Annotated in this window: 18 protein-coding genes; 7 read left to right on the forward strand and 11 right to left on the reverse strand. The window is 30.3% G+C overall.

Features of this window, described 5'->3' with window-relative positions:
* Positions 1–31 precede the first annotated feature (31 nt).
* From trkA to AXF11_RS03160, 6 genes are all read right to left on the reverse strand, one after another.
* The gene (gene trkA / locus AXF11_RS03140) at positions 32–1,384 is read right to left on the reverse strand and encodes a Trk system potassium transporter TrkA (protein WP_068158191.1); all 1,353 of its coding nucleotides are present in this window, start codon (positions 1,382–1,384) and stop codon (positions 32–34) included.
* Positions 1,385–1,448: 64 nt separating this feature from the next.
* A complete protein-coding gene (gene hemB, locus AXF11_RS03145; protein WP_068154845.1) occupies positions 1,449–2,417 on the reverse strand; it encodes a porphobilinogen synthase in 969 nt (322 codons plus the stop codon).
* Entirely contained in the window at positions 2,410–2,718 is a 309-nt protein-coding gene (locus AXF11_RS10810) for an NAD(P)-dependent oxidoreductase (protein WP_231724753.1), read from the reverse strand. The genes hemB and AXF11_RS10810 overlap by 8 nt, the downstream gene beginning before the upstream one ends.
* Positions 2,682–2,900: an NAD(P)-dependent oxidoreductase gene (locus AXF11_RS10815; RefSeq protein WP_231724754.1), complete on the reverse strand. Its 219-nt coding sequence runs from the start codon at positions 2,898–2,900 to the stop codon at positions 2,682–2,684. Before AXF11_RS10815 ends, AXF11_RS10810 begins: the two co-directional genes overlap by 37 nt.
* 175 nt (positions 2,901–3,075) lie before the next feature.
* The gene (gene mnmA / locus AXF11_RS03155) at positions 3,076–4,134 is read right to left on the reverse strand and encodes a tRNA 2-thiouridine(34) synthase MnmA (RefSeq protein ID WP_068154847.1); all 1,059 of its coding nucleotides are present in this window, start codon (positions 4,132–4,134) and stop codon (positions 3,076–3,078) included.
* A 647-nt stretch (positions 4,135–4,781) separates the two neighbouring features.
* Entirely contained in the window at positions 4,782–5,846 is a 1,065-nt protein-coding gene (locus AXF11_RS03160; protein ID WP_068154849.1) for a zinc-binding alcohol dehydrogenase family protein, read from the reverse strand.
* 168 nt (positions 5,847–6,014) lie between these two features.
* Between AXF11_RS03160 and AXF11_RS03165 the strand changes: the two genes are divergently transcribed.
* The 7 genes from AXF11_RS03165 to AXF11_RS03195 all read left to right on the forward strand — a co-directional run bounded on the left by AXF11_RS03165 (position 6,015) and on the right by AXF11_RS03195 (position 15,081).
* Entirely contained in the window at positions 6,015–6,464 is a 450-nt protein-coding gene (locus AXF11_RS03165; protein WP_068154852.1) for a MarR family transcriptional regulator, read from the forward strand.
* Positions 6,465–6,530: 66 nt separating this feature from the next.
* Entirely contained in the window at positions 6,531–7,277 is a 747-nt protein-coding gene (locus AXF11_RS03170) for an ABC transporter ATP-binding protein (RefSeq protein ID WP_068154853.1), read from the forward strand.
* The gene (locus AXF11_RS03175; RefSeq protein WP_068154855.1) at positions 7,270–8,784 is read left to right on the forward strand and encodes an ABC transporter permease/substrate-binding protein; all 1,515 of its coding nucleotides are present in this window, start codon (positions 7,270–7,272) and stop codon (positions 8,782–8,784) included. The genes AXF11_RS03170 and AXF11_RS03175 overlap by 8 nt, the downstream gene beginning before the upstream one ends.
* Before the next feature lie 448 nt (positions 8,785–9,232).
* On the forward strand, positions 9,233–10,318 hold the full coding sequence (locus AXF11_RS03180) for a hypothetical protein (RefSeq protein WP_068154858.1): 1,086 nt from the start codon (positions 9,233–9,235) through the stop codon (positions 10,316–10,318).
* Positions 10,319–10,559: 241 nt separating this feature from the next.
* The gene (locus tag AXF11_RS03185) at positions 10,560–11,609 is read left to right on the forward strand and encodes a hypothetical protein (protein WP_068154860.1); all 1,050 of its coding nucleotides are present in this window, start codon (positions 10,560–10,562) and stop codon (positions 11,607–11,609) included.
* A gap of 204 nt (positions 11,610–11,813) precedes the next feature.
* Positions 11,814–13,451 (forward strand): L,D-transpeptidase family protein, encoded by a 1,638-nt coding sequence (locus tag AXF11_RS03190; protein WP_231724755.1) that lies wholly within the window; start codon positions 11,814–11,816, stop codon positions 13,449–13,451.
* A gap of 22 nt (positions 13,452–13,473) precedes the next feature.
* Positions 13,474–15,081: a L,D-transpeptidase family protein gene (locus AXF11_RS03195; RefSeq protein ID WP_068154864.1), complete on the forward strand. Its 1,608-nt coding sequence runs from the start codon at positions 13,474–13,476 to the stop codon at positions 15,079–15,081.
* Positions 15,082–15,140: 59 nt separating this feature from the next.
* Here AXF11_RS03195 and AXF11_RS03200 read toward each other — a convergent pair whose 3' ends face one another.
* The 5 genes from AXF11_RS03200 to cysT all read right to left on the reverse strand — a co-directional run bounded on the left by AXF11_RS03200 (position 15,141) and on the right by cysT (position 22,906).
* Positions 15,141–16,592 (reverse strand): ComEC/Rec2 family competence protein, encoded by a 1,452-nt coding sequence (locus tag AXF11_RS03200; protein WP_082729368.1) that lies wholly within the window; start codon positions 16,590–16,592, stop codon positions 15,141–15,143.
* A complete protein-coding gene (locus AXF11_RS03205) occupies positions 16,593–17,135 on the reverse strand; it encodes a type II secretion system protein (RefSeq protein WP_068154866.1) in 543 nt (180 codons plus the stop codon).
* 185 nt (positions 17,136–17,320) lie between these two features.
* Positions 17,321–20,893, reverse strand: a complete 3,573-nt coding sequence (nifJ, locus tag AXF11_RS03210) for a pyruvate:ferredoxin (flavodoxin) oxidoreductase (RefSeq protein ID WP_068154868.1) — start codon at positions 20,891–20,893, stop codon at positions 17,321–17,323.
* Positions 20,894–21,180: 287 nt separating this feature from the next.
* Positions 21,181–22,017 carry a sulfate ABC transporter permease gene (locus tag AXF11_RS03215; protein ID WP_068154870.1) on the reverse strand — a complete coding sequence of 279 codons (837 nt, stop codon included), beginning with the start codon at positions 22,015–22,017 and terminating at the stop codon, positions 21,181–21,183.
* Positions 22,018–22,042: 25 nt separating this feature from the next.
* Positions 22,043–22,906 (reverse strand): sulfate ABC transporter permease subunit CysT, encoded by an 864-nt coding sequence (gene cysT, locus AXF11_RS03220; protein ID WP_068154872.1) that lies wholly within the window; start codon positions 22,904–22,906, stop codon positions 22,043–22,045.
* Between the last annotated feature and the right edge of the window lie 40 nt (positions 22,907–22,946).

A 22,946-nucleotide genomic window follows, 5' to 3' on the forward strand; every position in this document is an offset into this window, starting at 1 on the left:
GCTCCTTGTAATTAATTTGTTATTTAATTATTTATTTTAAAACAATTCCTTCAAAGTCATCTATTGGAGTTGTCGTTATAATCATTACATAATCTCCAGTTTCTATCGTATCATTTCCACCAGGAAAAATTAAATTGTCATTTCTAAAAATACCTGCAATTATTACACTTGTCTTTAATTTTAAATCTTTTAGTGGAATTCCAACTATATGGCTTTCTTTTTTTATTTCAAAAATAATAAGTTCTACTCTATTTTCACACAATCTGTGGAGCGTTTTCATTTTTGAGCCTCTTGTATTTATTCTAGCTCTGACTACTCTTATTATGATGTCAGCGATAACTTTTTTAGGAATTACAGTTGATTTTACCCCGTAATCTTCAATAATTGGAAGAAGTAATGTCCTGTCTATTTTTGTAACTATTTTTGAAGCTGTGAGTGATCTTGCAAACATTGATAAAACCATATTTTCTTCATCACTGTCACTAAGCATAACAATGGAATCAAAATTTTTAATTCCTTCATCTATTAAAAATTCGTGATCTGTCTCATCTCCATAAATTGCGCAAACATTTGGAAATGTTTGACTTAGATGTTCTAATTTTTGCATATCGCTGTCAATGACTTTCACTTGTTTTTTTTCTCTTAAAAGAATGTCTATCAAATAATGAGAAATTGTTCCTCCACCAATGATCATCGAAGAATTTACATATCGACTGTATCCCATTTTTTTGTAAAATTTTCTAACGGCTTCTGTCGGTCCCATAACATAAATTACGTCATTTTCCAAAATTTGAAAATCTCCAGATGGAATAAACACATCGTTTCCTCTTTCAACAATACAGATTATAACTTTTTCACTTTGATCTACATCCAAGTCTTTTAGGTGCATATCCTTTAGAAAACTGTTTTCTTCAATTTTTAGTGAAATCATATTCGCTCTTTGCCAAAAAAAACTTTCTGCACTTAAGGCATTTGGAAAGAATAATTTATTTGCTATGTTTTTAGCTGATTCCATTTCTGGATTTACTATTAGCGAAATACCTAAATCATCTCTGACAAAACTCAAATTTGAACCGTATTCAGGATTTCTTACCCTTGAAATCGTATATTTTGCTCCCATTTTTCTTGCAATAATACAAGCCATTATGTTTAATTCATCAGTTGGCGTTGTTGCGATGAAAATGTCCGCTGTATCAGTTCCAGCTTCAAGCAGTGTTTCATATGAGGCTCCGTTTCCTATATATCCTGTTACATCATTTGTTTCAACTATTTTATTCAGTCTTTGCTCTTCCTTTTCAACTAATATGACATCATTTCCGACTTCAGATAATTCGCTACAAAGCGCTTCACCCACAACACCGGCTCCAACTATAATTATTTTCATAAATTTTCCCACTTTCTCCTTGTCTACAAACATATGAATTTTTAGTATATTACAGATAAAAATTTTATTTTTTTAGATTTTTAGCCACTTCTTTTGCATAATAAGTTATTATAGCAACGGCTCCTGCTCTTTTCATCGCGTACATTTGCTCCATTACAACTTTTTCCTCATCTATCCAACCATTTTGTGCCGCAGCTTTTGTCATAGAATATTCCCCTGAAACGCTGTATGCCACTGTTGGCACTTCAAATGAATCGCTTACTTTCTTTAACACGTCAAGATAAGCAAGTCCTGGTTTTACAATTACAATGTCCGCTCCCTGTTTTAAATCCTCATTGACTTCGCTAATTATATCTCTATTTCGTCTAAAATCCATCTGATAAGATTTTCTATCACCAAATTGCGGTGCTGAATCAGCTGCATCTCTAAAAGGTCCATAAAATGCTGAAGAATATTTCACAGAATAAGCCATTATCGGTACATTCTCAAAATGATTTTTTTCTAAAACTTCTTTAATTTTTTCAATCCTTCCGTCCATCATATCTGACGGAGCCACAATATCCGCTCCCGCTTTTACATATGACAACGCAATTTTTCCAATTATTTCTATCGTTTCGTCATTTTTCACATATCCATTTTTGTCTAAAATTCCACAATGTCCATGACTTGTGTATTCACAGCAACAAACATCACAAATTACCAAAAAATTATCATAATTTTTTTTAATAAATCTTACCGCGTTTTGAATAACACCATTTTCATCATAAGCCTGCGATGCACATTCATCTTTGTGTTTCGGTATCCCAAAAAGCAAAATAGAATTTATCCCCAATTTTACAAGTTCATCTAGCTCTTCCGAAAGTCTATCTACTGAGTATCTAAAAATTCCTGGCATTGATGGAATTTCATTTTTAATGTTTTCCCCCTCTTCAATAAAAATTGGATAAATCAAATCAGATTTTTCCAAATACACATCTTTTACAAGGTTTCTAATTATTTCATTTTTTCTCAATTTTCTGTGTCTTTTAAACATTTTCTTCTCCATTCTCTAAATTTTCAATTTTATTCAAAACTTTTTTTATCTCTTCCTTCATCGCTCGACTTCGCTTACAGTTTTTCCCATTCGTAGAAATTGAAATTTGAAACTCACTATTTTTCACAACTCCAGTAAACATTGTATTCATCATGGTTTTTGAAGAAACGTTGTTCACTAAAATATTATTTCTATCACAAATCAACGCAATTTTTTCATTCAAATCCGCATCATCAGTTGCAGTTATTACCAAAAAATAATTTTTTACGATTTTTTCAATTTCATTTTGACTATTTTCCAAATTTTTTTTATAATTTTTAAATTTTTAATTTTCAAAATTTCACTTTCTTTTATTTCTTTTCCTAAAACTGTAATGTCCGTGCCGTATTCTGTAATTTTTTTTATTTTTCTTTTTGCAACTTTTCCTGCACCAATTACCAAAATTTTTTTATCTTTCAAATTAACACACATTGGGAAAAACATTTTATCTCCTTTTTTTGTTTATTTTCCAAACTTTTTTAATTTTTATTTTTTACTTTCTAAAATCTTATTTTATTTTTATTTTTTTACTACAAAAATTATAGATATATTTTTTATTTTACTACATCTTAATTTTTTATGATTAGTTTTTTTTAAAAAAATAAAAAAAACTTATTTTTCAAAGTTTTTTTATTTCTCCACCACCGATTAATTCATTCTCCAAATAAAAGACAATATGTTGTCCCTGCGAGTTTTCATGCGTTTTTTCATCAAATGTAAAATACAACTTCCCATTTTCAAAACTTAGTTGTCCCTTTAATCCTTTTGATGAAAATCTTGGTCTTGCGATAATTTTTTTTTGCATAATTTTTTCCATTTCATAATGAAATTTATAATTTATAACCTCGATTTTATCCACCAAAATTTCTTCAAAATCTCCAACAACAACTTCATTTGTTTCGGGTCTTATTTCCACAACAAAGAATGCTTTTCCTAAATTAAGTCCCAGTCCTCTTCGTTGTCCAACTGTGTAAAACTGGTAACCAATGTGTTTCCCAATTATTTTCCCATTTTTATCTATAAAATTTCCTTCTTTAATTTCATTTCCTAAAAATTTTTTTAAATAAGAAATATAGCCGTTCGGCGCAAAACAAATCCCTTGACTGTCTGGCTTATTGTGTGTATGAATCCCGTGTTGCCGAGCGATTTCTCTAACTTGTGGTTTCTCGTATTCTGATAGTGGGAACAAAAATCTCTCAATAATATTTTTATCAAGTCTGTAAAGCATGTATGACTGGTCTTTTCGATTTTCCTTATCCCACATTAAAAGTCCATTCATACTTTTTTTGGAATAATGCCCAGTTGAAATATATTTTATCCCCATTTTATCCGCAAACTCCACTAATTTTTTAATTTTCACTTTCTCATCACAAATCACGCAAGGTGAAGGCGTTTTACCTTCATTATATATTTTTACGAAATATTCCATTACTTCTTTTTTGAATTCATCTACAACATTTATCACATAATGTGGAATTCCCAAATTATAGCAAGTATATCTCGCATCATTTATATCATCTAGTGAACAACATGTTTTACCAGGATTTTCTGACAATTCATCTGGCAAATGTTTCAATGTAACTCCTATCACTTCATATTCTTGCTGCTGCAACAATAACGCTGCTACCGAACTATCTATTCCTCCACTCATTCCAACTACTACTTTTTTATTTTTCATTTTTACCTTTCAAATTTTATTATATTCAAAATAAAAAATTTCTCAAAAACTCATATCATAAATAAAAATTTAGATTTGACACAACTATTCAAATTTTTCATAACCTTTATCTATCCATGAAAGTTTTTCCAAATTTTTAATTTATTTTATCATATTTCTTGAGAAATTTCATTTTTTATTATGATGGTTTAAAAATTTTAGGGGCAGATTTTTTAATTTCAAATTTTTTAGGTTATTCTTGATTACAAGATGTTATTTTGTTTAATATTATTTTTTTATTTTTTACATAAGGGGAAAGGACCGCCATTTCCCCTTATAATCCCCACGCTCGTCTAAGCATTTTTTTGAAGCAAAGCCGAAACTCACTTCGTTCAGACAGTCGTCTTTACTCCAAAAAAATCACGACACTTTTGTATGATAGTAAAATTTAAACCGTCGGAGCATTTTTATGTGCTGACAAAACTGTTTGAGCACGATTAGTGCGAGTTTTTTGTCAGTGCATAAAAATGTCGAAGACTAGCCGGGGTGCAGGGGTGCGGCGATGAGCACTTCTGCTTAAAAAAGAAAAAATTATTTTAGTAACTTTCTGGATTGAATGAAAAACTTAAAATAAGATTTTTTATTTACCCCTAACTATTTTACTTTAATTAATCTACAACCACAACAACTTTCCCATTCGCCATATTTCCTTCCAAAAATTCATGTGCATCTGCAATTTCATCTAATGAGAAAACTTTTGAAATCTTAGGTCTAATCGAATGTTTTTCAAGAAAATCAAACATTTCATTAACTGTATCTTTATTGACATTTGTGCTGTCAAATGAAGTTAAATACGATTCTGAAATGATGTCTACCAACGGCTCAAAATATTCAATTATCCATCCACCAAGACATCCTGTCATACAGACAATTCCACCTTGCTTTACTGATTTTAGTGATGATTTCAAAGTTGGTCTTCCAATTAATTCCAAAACTTTATCCACGCCATCTGGGAACAATTTTCTCAGATTTTTATCAAAATTTTCATCTCCAACAATCACTTCATCTACACCTTTTTCCTTCAAAAACTGCTCTTTAGATGCACTTCTGCTCGTAGTGATAACTCTCGCATTGATAGCTTTTGCCAACTGAATAGCTGCTAATGCCACCGACCCTGTTCCACCTCGAATTAAAAGTGTTTCTCCTTCCTTTAATTTTAAACTTTTAAAAAGTGAGCCATATGCTGTATAATAAAGTTCTGGATACGCTGCAATTTCTGACCAGAAAATATTTTTTTCTGTGATTTCCAAATTTTCTGAAAATCTTTCTTTTAACAATTCTTTGCTTTTTAATTCGATATTTTTGAAAGAATCTTTTTCATCAGGCAATCTATAAACCTGATTTTTGGGAATTAAAATATATTCTGCATAACTTCCGTCAAATTCTCTTCCCATGCCATTCATCATCGAAAAAACTTTGTCTCCTTTTTTAAAATCACTGTTAGACGGATCTTCCACAACGCCGACACATTCGATCCCAATTACTCTTGGAAGTTTTACCGATGGCGAATTTCCTTGACGAGTGAAAATTTCCGCTCTATTTATTCCAAATGCCTTTATTTTCACAAGAATCCAATCTTTTTTCACTTCTGGAATTGGAACATTTTTTATTTTCATTTCTTCAGCACTACACGGTTTTTCAAGCACCATTGCTTTCATGAATTTTCTTTTCATAAATTTTAACTTCCTTCCTTTTGTTTTTTTATTTTTAAAACATTTTATCATTTTTATAAAAAATATTTGACTTTTTTATTACTATATAGTAATATAAATTTACGATATAGTAATATTTTTATATAAATATATTATCATATAGTAATAATTTTGTAAAGGAGGAAATCTATGAAATCAAACTCTGGATTTTATATAAGCAGAATAAAACAAGTAAATACTAGACTTTTGAATAAATTTTTGGCACAAAAAAATATAACGGCGTTTAATGGAGAGCAAGGTCGAATTTTGCATGTACTTTGGGAAAATGATGGGATTAGTAACAGAGAATTGTCGAAAAAATCTGGTCTTGCTATGAGTTCGCTTACAACGATGCTTGAGCGGATGGAAGAAAAAAATTTATTAATACGAAAATTTTGTCCGACTGATAAACGGAAAAGTTTAATTTTTTTGACAAATTATGCTAAATCTTTGAAAAGTGAATATGATGAAATTTCTGATAAAATGAATGAAATCTCTTTTGAAGGAATTTCAGATGAGGATCGATTGGCTTTTGAGGCAACTTTAGAAAAAGTTTTGTATAATTTTGAGAGAGCTGAGCAAAAATTTAATAAAAAATAATTGAAAATGCCGAATGAATTCTGAAATTTATAAAAAATTATTTGGTGTCTAATTGGAGGTAAATAAATGATAGAATTTATCAATGTTGGAATGACTTATCCAAATGGGAATGTTGGATTAAAAAATATTAATTTGACTTTAAATGAATCTGAAATTACGGTTTTTATTGGACCGTCTGGGAGCGGAAAAACTACACTTTTGAAAATGATTAATCGGTTGGAAGATAATACGACTGGAGAAGTGAAAATTAATGGTAAAAATGTGAAAGACTACAATATTCACAAAATGCGTTGGGATATTGGATATGCTTTGCAGCAAGTGGCACTTTTTCCGCATATGACGGTTGAAGAAAATATTGCAATTGTGCCTGAATTGAAAAAATGGAAGAAAGAAAAAATTGATGCAAGAATTGACGAGTTATTAAATATGGTTGGACTTGAGCCTGAAAAATATCGAAAAAGAAATCCTCCGGAATTGTCTGGTGGAGAAGCACAAAGAGTTGGAATTGCAAGGGCTCTAGCTGCTGATCCAAAAATTATTTTGATGGATGAACCGTTTAGTGCATTAGATCCTATCACTCGTGCAAATTTACAGGAAGATGTGAAAAAACTTCAGAAACAAATTCACAAAACAATTGTTTTTGTAACTCATGATATCGAAGAAGCATTTTTATTGGGGGATAAAATTTGTATTATTCAAGACGGCGAGTTAGTTCAAGCTGGAACAAAACACGAAATAGTCTCAAATCCTAAAAATGCTTTTGTGAAAAAATTTATAGCTATTAAAAAGAAAGAAGGTGAAATTTATGAATAAATTAATTTTGACTTTTTTAGAAAAAAAAGACGAACTTTTTAGTGGAATTGTGGAACATATTCAAATTTCTTTTATCGCACTAATAATTGCTCTAATTATTGCCATTCCACTAGGTATTTATTTAAGCTATCACAAAAAATTAGCGAACATTGTTATTGCGATTAACGGCGTTATTCAAACTATACCGTCTTTAGCAATTTTAGCACTTTTAATACCAATCGTTGGAATTGGAAGAAAACCTGCGATAATTGCTCTTACACTTTATGCTCTGCTTCCAATTTTACATAATACTTATACTGGTATTACTGGCGTAGATCCAATGTATATGATAACTTCAAGAGCTTTAGGAATGAATAAATTTCAGCAACTTACAAAAGTTCAGCTTCCACTGGCTATGCCTGTAATAATGACAGGAGTTAGAACGGCTGCTGTTTTGATTATAGGAACTGCCACACTAGCTTCCCTTGTTGGTGCTGGAGGACTTGGTAAACTGATTTTACTTGGTCTTGATAGAAATAACAACTATTTGATTTTGTTAGGAGCTATTCCTGCTGCTTTACTTGCAATTTTATTCGATTTCATCTTTAAGCAATTGGAAAAATTGAGTATCAAAAAAATATTAATTCTCCTAATTTTAATCACATTTGCGTGTCTTTTTGGATCAATTAGCAGTTTTAATAATACAAAAAAAGATAAATTGATAATTTCTGGAAAACTTGGTTCGGAGCCAGAAATATTGATAAATATGTATAAAATTTTGATTGAAGAAAATAGCAAACTTGGCGTTGAGTTAAAACCTGGACTTGGAAAAACTTCTTTTGTATTCAATGCCTTGAAAAATGGCGATATTGATATTTATCCTGAATTTTCAGGAACTGCAGTTTTCACTTTCTTGAACGAAACTCCTGTGAATAACAATGCCGAAGATGTTTTCAATCAAGCCAAAAAAGGTATGGAAACTAAATTTAAAATGGTTATGTTAAAACCTATGAAATACAATAATACTTATGCAATCGCTGTTAGCAAGAAATTTGCCAATGAAAATAATTTGAAGACAATTTCTGATTTGGCGAGTGTGAAAGATAAGATAAAGGCTGGATTTACAAGGGAGTTTAATGATCGTGAAGATGGTTATCCTGGACTTAAAAAATTGTATCAGTTTGAAATTCCGAATATTAAAGAGTTCGAGCCGAAACTTCGTTATGTTGCTGTTCAAAGTGGCAATATTAACTTGGTTGACGCTTATTCTACTGACCCCGAACTTGCTCAGTATAATATGGTTATTTTAAAGGACGACAAGCATTTATTCCCGCCATATCAAGGTTCTCCGATGATGCGGGAGGAAACTTTGAAAAAATATCCTAAATTGAAAAAGATTTTGGAAAAATTGAGTGGCAAAATTTCAGATGAAGAAATGTCGACAATGAATTACCGTGTTTCTGTAAAAGGTGAGAACGCTTACAACGTGGCAAAGGAATATCTAAAGAAAAATAAAATTATAAAATAAAAAATGTAAATTTGTTTAAAATAAAATTTTTTATAATTGATAAAATAATTTTTTTATGGTAAAATACTCTTAGAAATATTATTGTTAAAAAGTTATTCCTACTTCTAATTATTTAGGTCCTTCCCGGCAATGCTGCAATTTTTTGAAAGCTCCGGGAATAAATATTAAGAATAATACGTACAATAATATTTCAACTAAAATTTATTATGAGGAATTGTCAATAAAAAGTCATTCCTTATTTTTATACCTTATCTTTAAATCTAATATTTTATAAATTTTTCTTAAACCAAAAAAGAATAAAATTCAAAAAAAGAAAAAAATTTTTAATAAGGTATTGCAAATTTTAAATTATGAGGTATAATAATTGTGTACCAGTTAGGTACTTATTAATTTTAGTTAAGATAAAATAGTATTTAAAATAAAAATTTAAAAGTTGGAGGAGAAAAAAATGAAAAAGTTATTAGGTTTATTAGCAATGATATTGGTTATATCTTCACTATCTTTTGCTGAAAATGATCAAGACGTTTTAAAGGACATTTCATTAGATTCTAAATGGAGTCAAACTTACTATGATAAAGATGGAAATGACGCAAATAGACTTGGAAATGAAGGATTTAAGAAAAAAAACAAAGAAAGATTCAGATGGACTGAAGAAGTACAAGGAACTTTAGGTCTTAACAACGAATGGGGATTAGATGCAAATTTCCATTATCGTGAACATAATGATAGATTTTATGAAAATGGAAAAAGAACAGGTGCCAAAGGATCAGAAAAGTTTTCAGCTATAGAATTTGCTAAAGCGGCTCAATGGGGTTCTCTTGACACAACTACAAAATTGGGATGGAGAAACTGGACTTATCGTGAAAACGGTGGAGTTGGTTCTCAACACACAGTTGGACAATCAAACGAATTTTATTTTGGACCTACATTTAATCTAAAAGTATTCGGACAAAATGTAACAACAACAGCTGAAGCAGTATATTTCAATCAAAGAGGTACTGCTAATCAAGACTCTAGATATTACACAGTTCGAGATAAAAATGGTGAAATTAGAAAAACAGACGGATTAGGAGCGAATTTAATCTTTAATATTGGAAACACTATTTTTGACAATGGATTTGGAAAAGCAAATTACTATGTTGATTTAGCTCACTACTTAAGAGACGGGAAAGCTAAGGACGCCAAGGATTCAGTTGCTTTAGCATATTTAACAGGAGTTGGATATCAAACTCCTAGTTTTGCAGGATTCTATGCTGGATTAAATGTTGAAAATGAATTTAAAAAGAGAACAGCTAAAAGTGGATTTACAAATGAATTTTCGGTTTGGACTCATTTAGGTTACAAAGCTGATATCGACACACCGGCTGGTGTACTTACAATTAATCCAAGAATTGGTTATCGTCCTGTAGACAAAAATTACAAAAAAGGAAATGCTTGGAAATATGACTATTACAACTCTGAAAGCAAACGAAAAATTGAAGAAGAAAATGAATTAAATTTTGGATTAAAAATAGGATTAGCAGTTAAACAATAAATCAAAAAAACAGAAAGACTTTATAAACACCTTTTTTTCATTAATAGTAGCTCAAATAACTCTATTATGACAAAAGGTGTTTTTTAATATTTGAAAATTTTGCTATTTGTATTTATACTTTTAAACGCAAATAATTTCTTTTAGAAACAAAAATTTAGAAAAAAACTTTACAAAAAATTTTAATTATGATAAAATACTTTTAAATTATCAAAAAATTTTAGGTTTTTTAGGAGGAGAAGCTATGAAAAAATTATTAGGATTATTAGCATTTATGTTAGCAACTGTTTCTTTTGCACAAGGAGAACAAGATGTCGTTAAAAGCATCCGAATAAATTCGGACTGGAGACAAGGATATACTGATAAATCCGGGAATGATGCAAACGAAATAGGAAACGAAGGATTTAAAAAAGCAAACAAAACTAAATTGAGATGGAGAAACGAATTTGGAACTACTCTAGGACTAAATGACGAATTTGGTTTAGATGCAGATCTTTTTTATAAACATGATGAAGATAGATTTTACAACAACGGAAAAAGAACAAAATCAAAAAAAGGTACAGATTTGATTGATGCAAATTTATCAAAATCACTACAACTAGGTTCACTTGACACTACAACAAAATTAGGAGTAAGACACTGGACAAAGTTGGATAATTTTAGCGATGGTTCTAAACATACTTCAGGAGAATCCAATGAATATTATTTCGGACCAACATTTGGAGTAAATGTATTGGGACAAAATATAAAAACAACAGCACAAGCTGTATACTTTAACCAAAGAGGTACTGGAAATCAAGACAACAGATATTATAGATCTGGAGATGACAAAGCAAGAGATGGTTGGGGAGCCAACTTATCATTAGCAACTGATGGTAAGCTTTTGGATGGAAACTTTGGAACAGTTAGTTATGATGTATCATTGGATCACTTTTTAAGAGACGGTAATGGAAAAAATAACAAATCAAATGTTAGACTTGATTACACAGTGGGTGTAGGTTATGATACACCTTCATTCGCTGGATTTTATGCATTTATTAGACCTGAAAATGAATGGTCTAAACATACTGCAACTGGTGGTTATGAAAATGAATTTACAGTATGGACTGGACTTGGATATAAAAAAGGATTTGACACTTCAATTGGAACAATTAATGTTAATCCTAGTGTAAGATATTCTCCAGTTAATAAATTGACTGACAAAGGTGAATACTGGAACGGTAGTGACAAAAAAACTACAGTTGAAACAAATGAATTAAGAGCTGGAGTAAAAGTAAGTTTAGATGTTAAATAAATTTAATAATTGAAAATAATAAAATTGGTGGTAAAAACTGCCAATTTTTTTATGTGAAAAAAAGAAAATTATTATAAAATCAGTTCACAAATGATTAAAAATTTAGTATAATATAAACGTTAAAATTAATTGTAAAATAAAAGGAATAAATTTTAAAACAGGAGAAAAAATGAAGAAAAAAATTTTTAAAGGGGGTAATATATTTTGAAAAAAATTTTTAAAAAGGAGATGAAGGAAAAAACAAAGAAAGGAAATGGTTCAAAAAAATTAAAAATAGGAATTTTTGCTCTGTTAAATACCTTTGTGGGAATGACTGCGAGTGCTATACAAAATAGTAATGTTAATTTACCTAAAGAATTTACTCAGGATATAGCAGCAAATGGCTACGAAAACGAAGTTTTTGACTATGATTTTGACAATGATGGAACTGATGAAAAAGTTGTAGTGAGCTATAACGAAGAAAATAATTTTTTAAATGCGATCGTTTCCATTTATACAAATCAAAATGGAAAAAATATGCTAAGTTATCAAATAACTTTTAATAAAAAAATAAACATTTTAAATTTAGAAGAGATGTCTAAATTACTGGATAAAGTAAAAGAGTATTATAGCGAATATTCAAAAAATATGTCTCCAGACGAAACTAGGCACATAATGATTTATGATGACAATAGAAATTCCGAAATAGTATTTAGTAAATTAAAATTTGATAAACATTCTCCCAAAGATTTAGATAATTTTTTATTTGTGAAAAATGCCTCTGAATTGCTCGATGCACCGAAAGGAAAATCAATTGTAACGCTAAAATATAGCGAAAAGCCAAAACTCTTATTTGAGATGGTATCGGATGCAAACCAGCAAAAATTGTACTATACTGAGATTACAAAAAAAGGAAGTACAAATGTAAATCACATTAAAGAAAAAAAATCTAAAATAAAGCCTTTAACTTTTAAAGGATTTGTGGTAGATAGAGGAAATAACGTGATAAAAAGAGGATTTTTCTGGGATAAAATGGTTACAAAAATGGATAATGTCAATAAATTTATTGAAGAAACATTAGATGCAGGACAAGATATTAATATAATCACTGAATATGCACCACTTTCTCACGATAAAGAAAGTAAAAAAGATAAATTTGGAAACAAAAACAACCAAAGTGTAGTGGCATATACAAATCCCGACAAAAAGGGGGAAATTATAAATGTCCCAGATCAAACTCTATTTAGAATTTTAGGAGAAGAAAAGGGAATGCTAAAAATTGAAACGCCATTTTATGGAGGACCTTATTACATTTCCAAAGATAAAGATAGCTACAAAAAAGTTGAAAATATAAACGGTGCGATTAATAAATTCGTTGCCATTGATCCAAGCAGTCAAGCAGAAATGCTTTTTGAGCGAGATCCAGAAACAAATAAATATAAAGTTGTAACTTATTCGTTTGTAACAACTGGAAAAGATGGAAGCGGTTCTTACGAAACACCCCATGGCGCATTTTTAATCGCGTTTACCAGAGGGTACATGCCGTTTACAAGAAAAGCTAGAGAAGGCGACACTCCTCTTCCAGAAAGACCTGATTTGACAATTGCTGGAGTTGCTAAATTTGCCGTTAGATTCAGTGGTGGAGGATATTTACACGGAATACCTGTTAACACTCATTTTAAAGGTGAAACAGCTCTAACTGAAACAGCTGCAAAGATAGGAACTTTCAAAGAATCACATAAATGTGTGAGACATTTTGACGATCAGGTTGGATTTATTGTTGATTGGATAAACGCTGGAAGTAAAATTAAAGATGGAGATAACACAATACCTGAAGAACCAGTAGTTGCAATAGTTTTATAAAATAAATAAAGGAGAAAAATTTATGAAAACAAAAAAAATAAAATTTTTTATTTTGGCGCTGACTTTGATTTCTATGATTTCAGTAAATAATTTTTCAGCTCCAAAAAATTCACAAAAAATTGAATGGAAAAAAGTAACTCTTGAGCCAGATTTAAATGAAGACGGTGTTAAAGACAAGATAGAAGTGGAATACATGCAATCTGGAGACAGTGTAAAAATGAGATTTACACCGTTTGTAACTAATGAAAAAGGGAAATATACCAAAGGTGAAAAAATCGAAAAAACAATAAAAAAGGGAGATTTTGAAAAAGAATTTGATAATTTTATCAAAAGCTATATAGCGGAATATCCTAAAAAACAAAATACGAAAAAAAAACAGCAAAATGAAAATAAAAATTCAAATAATCTGAATAATATAAAAAATGCTCAAGATTCAGTAATCACCCCCGAAAACCATAAAAACGAAAGTGATAAAAAAACTCAAATAAAAAATTCAAATTCGATAAAAGGTCCTTACAGTTATTCGACTTACTACTTAAAGGAAAGACCAAAAAATTTGACTTTTAATTATGAATATGACAAAAATTCACCAAAGGATATGGACGAGTTTGTTTTTATAAAAAACAAGTCAAACATCAGAAAAGAGCCAAATACAAATGCTAAGGTCATAAAAGAAGCAAAATATGGAAATAAATTTAAAGTTATAGGTCTTGTTAAGAGTAATAGTGAAGGAAAATCTGATGACTGGTATGAAGTGTTTTTAGACGGTCAGCTTGGATATATTCCAAAATCTTCCGCTGAAAAAAGAGAATTTGACTGGCAGGATATGATGCAAAAAGTAAACAAAACAAACGCTTTCATTAGAGATGCACTTGCAAAAAGTAAAAAAATCTATGTCTTGGACGACTATGTCCCATTAGGTGGAAGTGGCGGTGGAAATCGGGATAAATTTGGAAATAGAGCAAACCAAAGTGAGCCAGCTTATGCTAACTCAAGTTTTAAAAATGCAAATGCAATAAATATACCTGACAGAACGATTATGACCATCGAAGAAGATAATGATAAATATACAAAAGTAAAAATAGACGCTTTTGATGAAGGAACTTACTACATAAAACCGTCAACTCGAAACATGTTAAAAGATTCTGGGATAACAAAAGAAATCGAAAGATTTATCTACGTTGATAGAAGTAGCCAAAATGAAATGGTTATTGAAAAATCAGGAAACAACTGGAATGTAGTAACCTCATCATTTGTAACAACTGGGAAAGATAGTGGAAATTCTTTTGCAACACCATATGGAACATTCTTAATTGCTTATGCTAAACCTGTTATGCAATATACTGGCTCTGATAACAAAGATGTTGTGGGAGATGCTAAAAATGCTGTAAGATTTAGTGGAGGAGGATATATGCACAGCATCCCTTCACTATTTGAACCTAAAAATACAAGAGAACAAAGAAAAAAAGTTACAGCTGAGAAAATAGGAACTTATCCTGAATCACACAAATGTATAAGACATTACGACGATCAGATTAAATTTATCTATGACTGGTTAGGAAACTCAACACCTGGAGATAAAAATGGACTTAGAGTGCCTAGTACGCCAACTGTAATGTTAGTCAAATAAAAAATTAAATTTATAAAAAAAGAGAAAGTATCTTAAAAATTAGATATTTTCTTTTTTTATTATTTTTTGTCAAATGAAAAAAAAGGAATAATTTTAAAAACTAAAATGAATAAAATTAAATAAAAAATAAAGATAAACAAAATCGAAAATTTTTGTGAAACTTCAATTTGAAGTAGCGGAATTTTGCTTCCAGCGTAAATAAACCCTTCAAATGCACCAAAAATAATTTTTGTGATAAATACTAAAATTGAATTTAAAAATGTTATTTTTAATATGTTTACAAGCATTATAAAAAATAAAATTTGAATTACAATTGTTCCAATCGGTACACCAATTATATTTAACAAAAAAGAAAATAATGGTAATTTTTGAAAATAATATAAAAATAAAGGAATGCTCGTAAGTTGAATTACAAAACTTAAAAACATCAAATCAATGGTATTTCTTAAAATTTCATTTTTTATTTTAGAAAAAATCGTTTTTTCAAAAAATTTTTTTATTGGTGGATACACAAAGATAATAGCAATTACCGCCATATAAGAAAGTTGCATCGAAATATCAAAAATTGAATAAGGATTTAGTACAACATTTACAACAAACGATATTAAAAGTGATTTTTTACTCTCTTCTTTCTCAAATAAAATTCTGGCCAAAATCATCATTGCACCCATAATATAAGCTCTTAAAATTCCTGGAGAAAATCCTATCAATGCACAGTAAAATGTCAAAATAACGAGAGCAAAAATATATTTTGGACGGTATGCCAGCGAAATCATGTCCAAAAGTTTGACAATTCCAATGATGACAAGGGAAATATGTGTTCCAGAAATCACAATTAAATGCGCAAGTCCCGTATATTTGAATTTATCTTTCATATCTTTTGAAACTTCAGATTTTTCTCCTAAAATTGCTGCTTTTGAAAAAGCGTAGAGATTATCTTCAGTCAAAAATAAATCGTCAAAAATATTTAAAATATATTTTCTAAAAATATTTAGTTTTGACTCTTTCCAACCAATTATTTTTCCATCAAAAGTTGTATAATTATTTTTCATCGTAACTCTTTTTACATCAAATTTTATCAAATAAGTCCCATATTCAAAATTTTTTGTATTTTTTATGGACGCCTGATTTTTTAAATATTTGTTGTCTATTTTTAAAACACTCCCACGACTTCCGTCCATTTTCACATAAAGGATTTTTTCACCTTTAAAATTACCTTTAAACGTTACAAAATCAAGATAAAAAACAAAAATTATGGCACTGATTAAAATCAGAATAACAAATTTAAAATTATTTTTTATTTCTTCAACTCCGATCTTTTTATTGAAAAAATTTAAAAATTTTTCTTTTTCACTTTGAAATCTCTTTTGTAATTCGATTTTTTTCTTTTCTTTTTCCTGCAACTTTTTCATTTTGGAGTCATATTCTTCAAAAAGACTATTTTTTTGCGAATTATTTTTTTGAATTTCTATTTTTTTAAAATTAATTTTATCAAAATCCCTTTTTGTCATTTAAATTTCCTCTTCCCACAAACTCGCTTTTAAATAATCTTCGTTCAATTTTATCGGAGTTTTTGCACGATAAATACTTATAATCGGATATTTTGCAGCATTTATAGTATTTGTAGAAATTCTGTAATATATTTTTTCGCCTTTTTTATCCAAAAGATAAATTGAAAATCCTTTTTCAAAATTGCCTTCATTTGTGGTATTTCTCAAAAAATTGGCATTTTTATTGGAATTATTTGTCATATAAGACAGATTATCTGAAATTTTTAATTTATCAATTATTTCTTTTTTCCCTTTGACATTATCCAAAAAATACGCCGTTTTTTCAGATATTTTAAAATCCAACGTATAAATTTTTTTGTTATACTGCGCATATTGCTGAATTTTACGAATAAATCCACTTATATTTCGCTTCTGGATTGCAAATTCTTGGAGCTGTTTTTGTTTTTGTAAATTATTTGAAATAGCTAAAAATAAAATAGCTACAATTGAAATGTATAACAAAACCTCAACAAGAGTAAATCCACTTGATTTATTCTCGTTCATTTTAACCGTCCCCTTTTCTTTTTTATTTCTTTATTTCTTTTCTTTCTTTTTTTATTTCTCCCTTTGATTTTATTATACAATAAAAATTAATAAAAATCAATATATAATTAATTCATTTTTAATTTAAAAAACTATCTCGAAAATTTGAATTTCTAAGATAGTTTTTTTGTATTATTATTTTTTAATTATTCTTCTACTGAATAGTCAATCGACGCTAGTCTTCTGTAGTAATTCCAAGTTGCTCTTGAATCGCTCATATTAGCTTCAAGCAATACTTTAGCTTTTTCTGGGAATTCTTTTGCAAGTGTTGCATATCTTCTTTCACCCAACAAAAATTCCTCGTATTTGTCCCAAGCCGGACTTCTTGAATCTAATTGCAATGGATTTTTACCTTTTGCAACCAACTGTGGATCAAATCTGAATATTGGCCAATATCCAACTTCTGTAGCTAATTTTTCTTCTGACATAGCTTTACCCATACCTGTTTTAATTCCGTGTTCGATACAAGGCGAATATGCTATAATTATTGAAGGTCCTTTGTAATTTTCAGCTTCTCTTATCGCTTTTAGTGCTTGATTTTGATTTGCTCCCATTGAAATTTTTGCAACATATATATTTCCATATGTCATAAGCATTGCTGCCAAATCTTTTTTCTTAGATGGTTTTCCTGATGCGGCAAATTTTGCAACAGAACCTATTCTTGATGATTTAGATGCTTGTCCTCCTGTATTTGAGTAAACTTCCGTATCAAGTACCAAAATATTTACATCTTGTCCTGACGCAAGTACGTGGTCAAGTCCACCAAATCCGATGTCATAAGCCCATCCATCTCCACCGAAAATCCAAATTGATTTTTTAACTAAATATTGTTTTAAGGCTATCATATCATCAATTTTTGATTTAATTTTGACATCAGTTGCTGCATCTTTACTTTCTTTTTCAAGCAATTCTACCAATTTATCTCTAATTTCAGCTGTTTTATCTCCATCGTCAAAATTTTCGATAAAGTTATTAAACACTTGGGCCAATTCTGGTGAAACTTTTTCTTTAATTTCTTCCATATTTTCCAAAATTCTTTGTCTGATTGTATCGATTGCGTGATGCATTCCAAATCCATATTCTGCATTGTCTTCAAATAGTGAAGAAGCCCAAGCTGGTCCACATCCACTCTCAGCTGTCGTATACGGTGTTGAAGGAACTGAAGCTCCATAAATTGAAGAACATCCTGTCGCATTTGCAACCATCATTCTCTCACCAAATAACTGAGTTACTAATTTTATGTAAGGAGTTTCTCCACAACCTGCACACGCTCCAGAAAATTCAAATAACGGTTTTGAAAATTGTGAACCCTTTACAGTATTTTTACCTAAAATTTTATCTTTGTATGAAACATTGTTAAATAAATAGTCTGTATATTCAACTTCATTTTTTTCAATTTGTGATTCAATAGGTTTCATAACAATTGCTTTTCCTTTTGGTGCAGGACAGACATCTACACAGACACTACATCCTGTACAGTCAAGAGTCGACACTTGAATTTTGAAGCTTAAATCGTTCATTCCACGTCCCATTGCTTTGATTGTAGGCATTCCTTCTGGTGCTTTAGACATTTCTTCTTCATCTATCAAAAATGGTCTAATTACAGCATGTGGACAAACATACGCACATTGATTACATTGAATACACATATCTGGTTGCCATTCTGGAACTTCTGAGGCTACTCCTCTTTTTTCATAATTAGCTGTTCCGCTTTTGAATGTACCGTCGACCATTCCGTTTTCAACGATTGCAGATACCGGCAATTCATTTCCTTTCATTAAATTAATTGGGTCAACGATTCTTTTTACAAATTCAGGTTTTGCTTCATCTATAATTTTTTTGTCAACTTCTAAATTTGCCCATTCTGGTAATACTTCCACTTCTTCCAGTCCATCTGTTCCTTTGTCAATCGCATTCCAGTTTTTCTGAACTATGTCGTCCCCTTTTCTACCGTAACTTTTTTTAGCATATTCTTTCATATATTCTTTAGCTTCTTCATAAGGAATTACATTTGCTAAATTGAAAAATGCCGATTGCATAATTGTATTTGTTCTATTTCCCAAACCGATTTCTTTTGCCAATTTTGTCGCATTTATGATGTAAAATTTAGCTTTTTTAAGTGCTAACGTTCTTTTAACTTCATTTGACAGATGTTTAACTAATTTTTCCTTGTCCCAAATTGTATTTAATAGAAATGTTCCACCTTCTTTTAATCCTGAAATCATATCGTATTTTCCAAGATATGCAGCCACAGAACAAGCAACAAAATCTGGTCTAGTTACCAAATATGTCGAACGAATTGGCTTTCTACTAAATCTTAAGTGGGAACGAGTAACTCCTCCCGCTTTTTTAGAATCATACGCAAAATATCCTTGCGCATACAAATTTGTTTTATCCCCGATAATTTTAATTGAGTTTTTATTCGCTCCAACTGTTCCATCTGAACCAAGTCCGTAGAATAGACATTCTTTTACATCATCATTTCCTGTAAACACTTCTTCTTCCAAAGCTAGTGAAGTAAATGTTACGTCATCAATGATTCCTATTGTAAAGTTATTTTTTATTTCTTTTTGCGCCAAGTTTTTATAAACTGCAACTATTTGTTCAGGTGTTGTATCTTTTGAAGAAAGCCCATATCTTCCTCCAACTATTTCAGGTGCATTTTCTTTTCCGTAATATAACGCTTTAACGTCGGTATATAAAGGTTCCCCAACTGCACCTTGCTCTTTTGTTCTATCCAAAACTGCAATTTTTTCAACTGATTTTGGCATTGCATCAAAGAAATATTTGCTTGAAAAAGGTCTATATAAGTGTACATTTAAAACTCCTACATTTTCTCCTTTTGCATTCAAATAATCCACCACTTCTTTTATTGTTTCATTTACTGACCCCATTGCAATTATTACTCTTTTGGCATTTTCTGAACCATAATAAACAAATGGTGCATATTTTCTTCCGGTATACTCGCTTATTTTTTGCATATAGTCGTTTATTATGTCTGGTACCGCTTCGTAATATTTATTTTGAGCTTCTTTTGCCTGAAAATAAATATCGTCATTTTGCGCTGTTCCACGAGTTACAGGATTTTCCGGGTTTAACGCTTTTTGTCTGAATTCACGTAAAGCATCTTGATCAATCAAACTTTCTAAAAATTTATAATCCATAACTTCCACTTTGTTAATTTCGTGAGAAGTTCTAAATCCATCAAAGAAGTGTAATGTCGGAACTTTAGATTTTAGTGCCGAAAGATGAGCAACTGCCGCTAAATCCATAACTTCTTGCACAGAACTTGTTGCAAGCATAGCCCAGCCAGTCATTCTCGCTGAGTAAATATCTTGATGATCTCCAAATATTGAAAGTGCATGAGAAGATAGTGAACGAGCTGCCACATGCATAACTCCTGGCAACAATTCTCCTGCAATTTTATACATATTAGGCAACTTTAAAAGTAGCCCTTGTGATGCAGTAAAAGTCGTAGTCAGAGCTCCCGCTTGAAGTGAACCGTGAACCATTCCCGCAGCTCCCGCTTCTGATTGCATTTCCACAACTTTAACTGGTTTTCCAAATATATTTTTTTGTCCATATGCCGCCCACTGGTCAATCACTTCTGACATAGTAGATGACGGCGTAATTGGATAGATTCCTGCTACTTCGGTAAATGCGTACGCCACATGTGCCGCAGCCATATTTCCATCCATTGTTTTCATTTCTTTAGCCATTTTTCCCTCCAAAAATTAAAATTTCACTGATTTTCTATGATTTTTATCAAATACATTTTATAACTAATATAGATGTATTTTCTATTATGCAATTTAATAAATTATCCACAATTTTATTAAATTTTCTTCTAAAATATGCACTTTTCAAATAGAAATAATTATATTAAAATGATTTGAATTTTCAACAATTACTAATAAAGATTTTAATACCTTTTTCTTTTATTGTCAAGTATTATTATATATTTTTTAAACTATTTTTGTCAATTAATTTTTTTTTATCAAAATTTTTAAATTTTTTCTGACTTATGTTCCACAATATTTTTTATTATAAGTATAACAATTGAAATTAAAACCAGCACTGATGATACAGCAAATGCTGAAGTTACTGCGTCTGATGCGCCAGATAAATAAAGCGCATCAATTTCAAGCGGCAATGTAAATGTTTTTCCTCTCACTTTTGACAGAGCATTTACCGCGCCAAATTCTCCCAAAGCTCTTGCCGTACAAAGTATTATCCCATAAAAAAGCCCCCATTTTATCTGTGGAAAAGTTATTTTTCTGAAAATTGTAAAACCACTCGCTCCCATCAATGCCGCCGCTTCTTCTTCAGATTTTCCCTGCACATTCAAAATTGAAATTATTTCTCTTGCAATAAACGGAAATGTGACAAAGATTGTAGCAAGAATTACTCCTGGGATTGCAAATACAATTTTTATATCCAAGACAAAAAACTGATTTATTTTTTCAATAATTGCATTTGCCCAGCCCATTCGACCAAAGGTCGTAATAAAAGCAAGCCCTGCTATCACGGGAGAAATTGAAAAAGGAATGTCAATTAATGTTGCAAGAATATTTTTTCCACGAAAAGAAAATTTTGTTATTAGCCACGCAACTGCTATTCCAAAGACAGTATTTACTAAAACTGCTGAAACTGTAGCAATTATTGTAACTTTTAGCGCCGATAAGACATTTTTGTCCGTTATGCTGCTAAAATAAAACTTCCAGCCTTTTTGAAGTGAATTTAGAATTATTGAAGCGAGTGGCAGCAAAAGCATTGTAAATACAAATAAAAAACTTATTGTGATAAGAACATATTTTATTATATTATTTTCTTTTTTCGTCATCTTCTTTCTCCATTTTTTATTTTTTTTAAATATTATTTGTTCTTTTAAATTGTTTCATTTGCACCATATTTATTAAAAATAGTAAAGCAAAAGAAATTACTAACATAAGTAAAGCTATTGCCGTTGCTGATGGATAATCCACATAATTTAATTTTTGCATAATCACATATGAGATAACTTGCGTATGTTCTTTGAAACTGTTTCCAGAAATATAAATTACGCTTCCATATTCACCAATTCCCCTTGAAAAAGCCAATCCAAATCCTGTGAGAAGCGCAGGTTTTATCTCAGGAAAAATTACTTTAAAAAAAGTCGTAGCTTTATTTGCGCCCAAAATATATGCAGCTTCTTCATACTGACCGTCCAGCTTTTCCAAAATTGGCTGGACACTTCTCACAACAAAAGGAATTCCAACAAATATCAAGGCTATAACAATCCCTATATGAGTGTACGAAATCTTTATTCCGAATTTTGCAAAATATTTTCCAACCATTCCCGTATCTGAATACATTTTTGCAAGAGTTATTCCTGCAACAGCTGTTGGAAGCGCAAAAGGAAGTTCTAGGAGTCCATCTAAAAATCTTTTTCCAAAAAAATCATATTTTACAAGAACCCAAGCTAAAATTAATCCAAAAATACAGTTTACAACCGCTGCTAAAAAAGAAAGTGAAATACTTGTAAATAAAGCATAAACAACTGATTTTTGTAAAATTAACTTCCAAAACTGACTTGGCGACAATTTAAACGAATAAATCAGTATGGAAACAAGTGGGATTAAGACCAAAACTGAAAGCATCGCAAGTGTTATTCCAAGCGATAAATTAAATCCGGGAATTGTTGCTTTGGCACTTTTTTTTGCAAAAAAACTTTTCTTTAATTTTAATAACATCTTCCACTTCCTTTCTATTCCATTCTATTCTATTCTATAT

The sequence above is a fragment of the Leptotrichia sp. oral taxon 847 genome, assembly GCF_001553645.1.
GTDB lineage: Bacteria > Fusobacteriota > Fusobacteriia > Fusobacteriales > Leptotrichiaceae > Leptotrichia.

What these genes read in the sequence shown, in the direction of transcription:
- AXF11_RS03185 (WP_068154860.1), top strand. Translation starts at nt 10,560, where the DNA reads ATGAAAAAATTATTAGGATTATTAGCATTTATGTTAGCAACTGTTTCT.
- nifJ (WP_068154868.1), bottom strand. Translation starts at nt 20,893, where the DNA reads ATGGCTAAAGAAATGAAAACAATGGATGGAAATATGGCTGCGGCACAT.
- AXF11_RS03160 (WP_068154849.1), bottom strand. Translation starts at nt 5,846, where the DNA reads ATGAAAAGAAAATTCATGAAAGCAATGGTGCTTGAAAAACCGTGTAGT.
- AXF11_RS03215 (WP_068154870.1), bottom strand. Translation starts at nt 22,017, where the DNA reads ATGACGAAAAAAGAAAATAATATAATAAAATATGTTCTTATCACAATA.
- AXF11_RS03170 (WP_068154853.1), top strand. Translation starts at nt 6,531, where the DNA reads ATGATAGAATTTATCAATGTTGGAATGACTTATCCAAATGGGAATGTT.
- mnmA (WP_068154847.1), bottom strand. Translation starts at nt 4,134, where the DNA reads ATGAAAAATAAAAAAGTAGTAGTTGGAATGAGTGGAGGAATAGATAGT.
- AXF11_RS03165 (WP_068154852.1), top strand. Translation starts at nt 6,015, where the DNA reads ATGAAATCAAACTCTGGATTTTATATAAGCAGAATAAAACAAGTAAAT.
- AXF11_RS10815 (WP_231724754.1), bottom strand. Translation starts at nt 2,900, where the DNA reads ATGTTTTTCCCAATGTGTGTTAATTTGAAAGATAAAAAAATTTTGGTA.
- AXF11_RS03195 (WP_068154864.1), top strand. Translation starts at nt 13,474, where the DNA reads ATGAAAACAAAAAAAATAAAATTTTTTATTTTGGCGCTGACTTTGATT.
- AXF11_RS03200 (WP_082729368.1), bottom strand. Translation starts at nt 16,592, where the DNA reads ATGACAAAAAGGGATTTTGATAAAATTAATTTTAAAAAAATAGAAATT.
- AXF11_RS03180 (WP_068154858.1), top strand. Translation starts at nt 9,233, where the DNA reads ATGAAAAAGTTATTAGGTTTATTAGCAATGATATTGGTTATATCTTCA.
- hemB (WP_068154845.1), bottom strand. Translation starts at nt 2,417, where the DNA reads ATGTTTAAAAGACACAGAAAATTGAGAAAAAATGAAATAATTAGAAAC.
- trkA (WP_068158191.1), bottom strand. Translation starts at nt 1,384, where the DNA reads ATGAAAATAATTATAGTTGGAGCCGGTGTTGTGGGTGAAGCGCTTTGT.
- AXF11_RS03175 (WP_068154855.1), top strand. Translation starts at nt 7,270, where the DNA reads ATGAATAAATTAATTTTGACTTTTTTAGAAAAAAAAGACGAACTTTTT.
- AXF11_RS03205 (WP_068154866.1), bottom strand. Translation starts at nt 17,135, where the DNA reads ATGAACGAGAATAAATCAAGTGGATTTACTCTTGTTGAGGTTTTGTTA.
- cysT (WP_068154872.1), bottom strand. Translation starts at nt 22,906, where the DNA reads ATGTTATTAAAATTAAAGAAAAGTTTTTTTGCAAAAAAAAGTGCCAAA.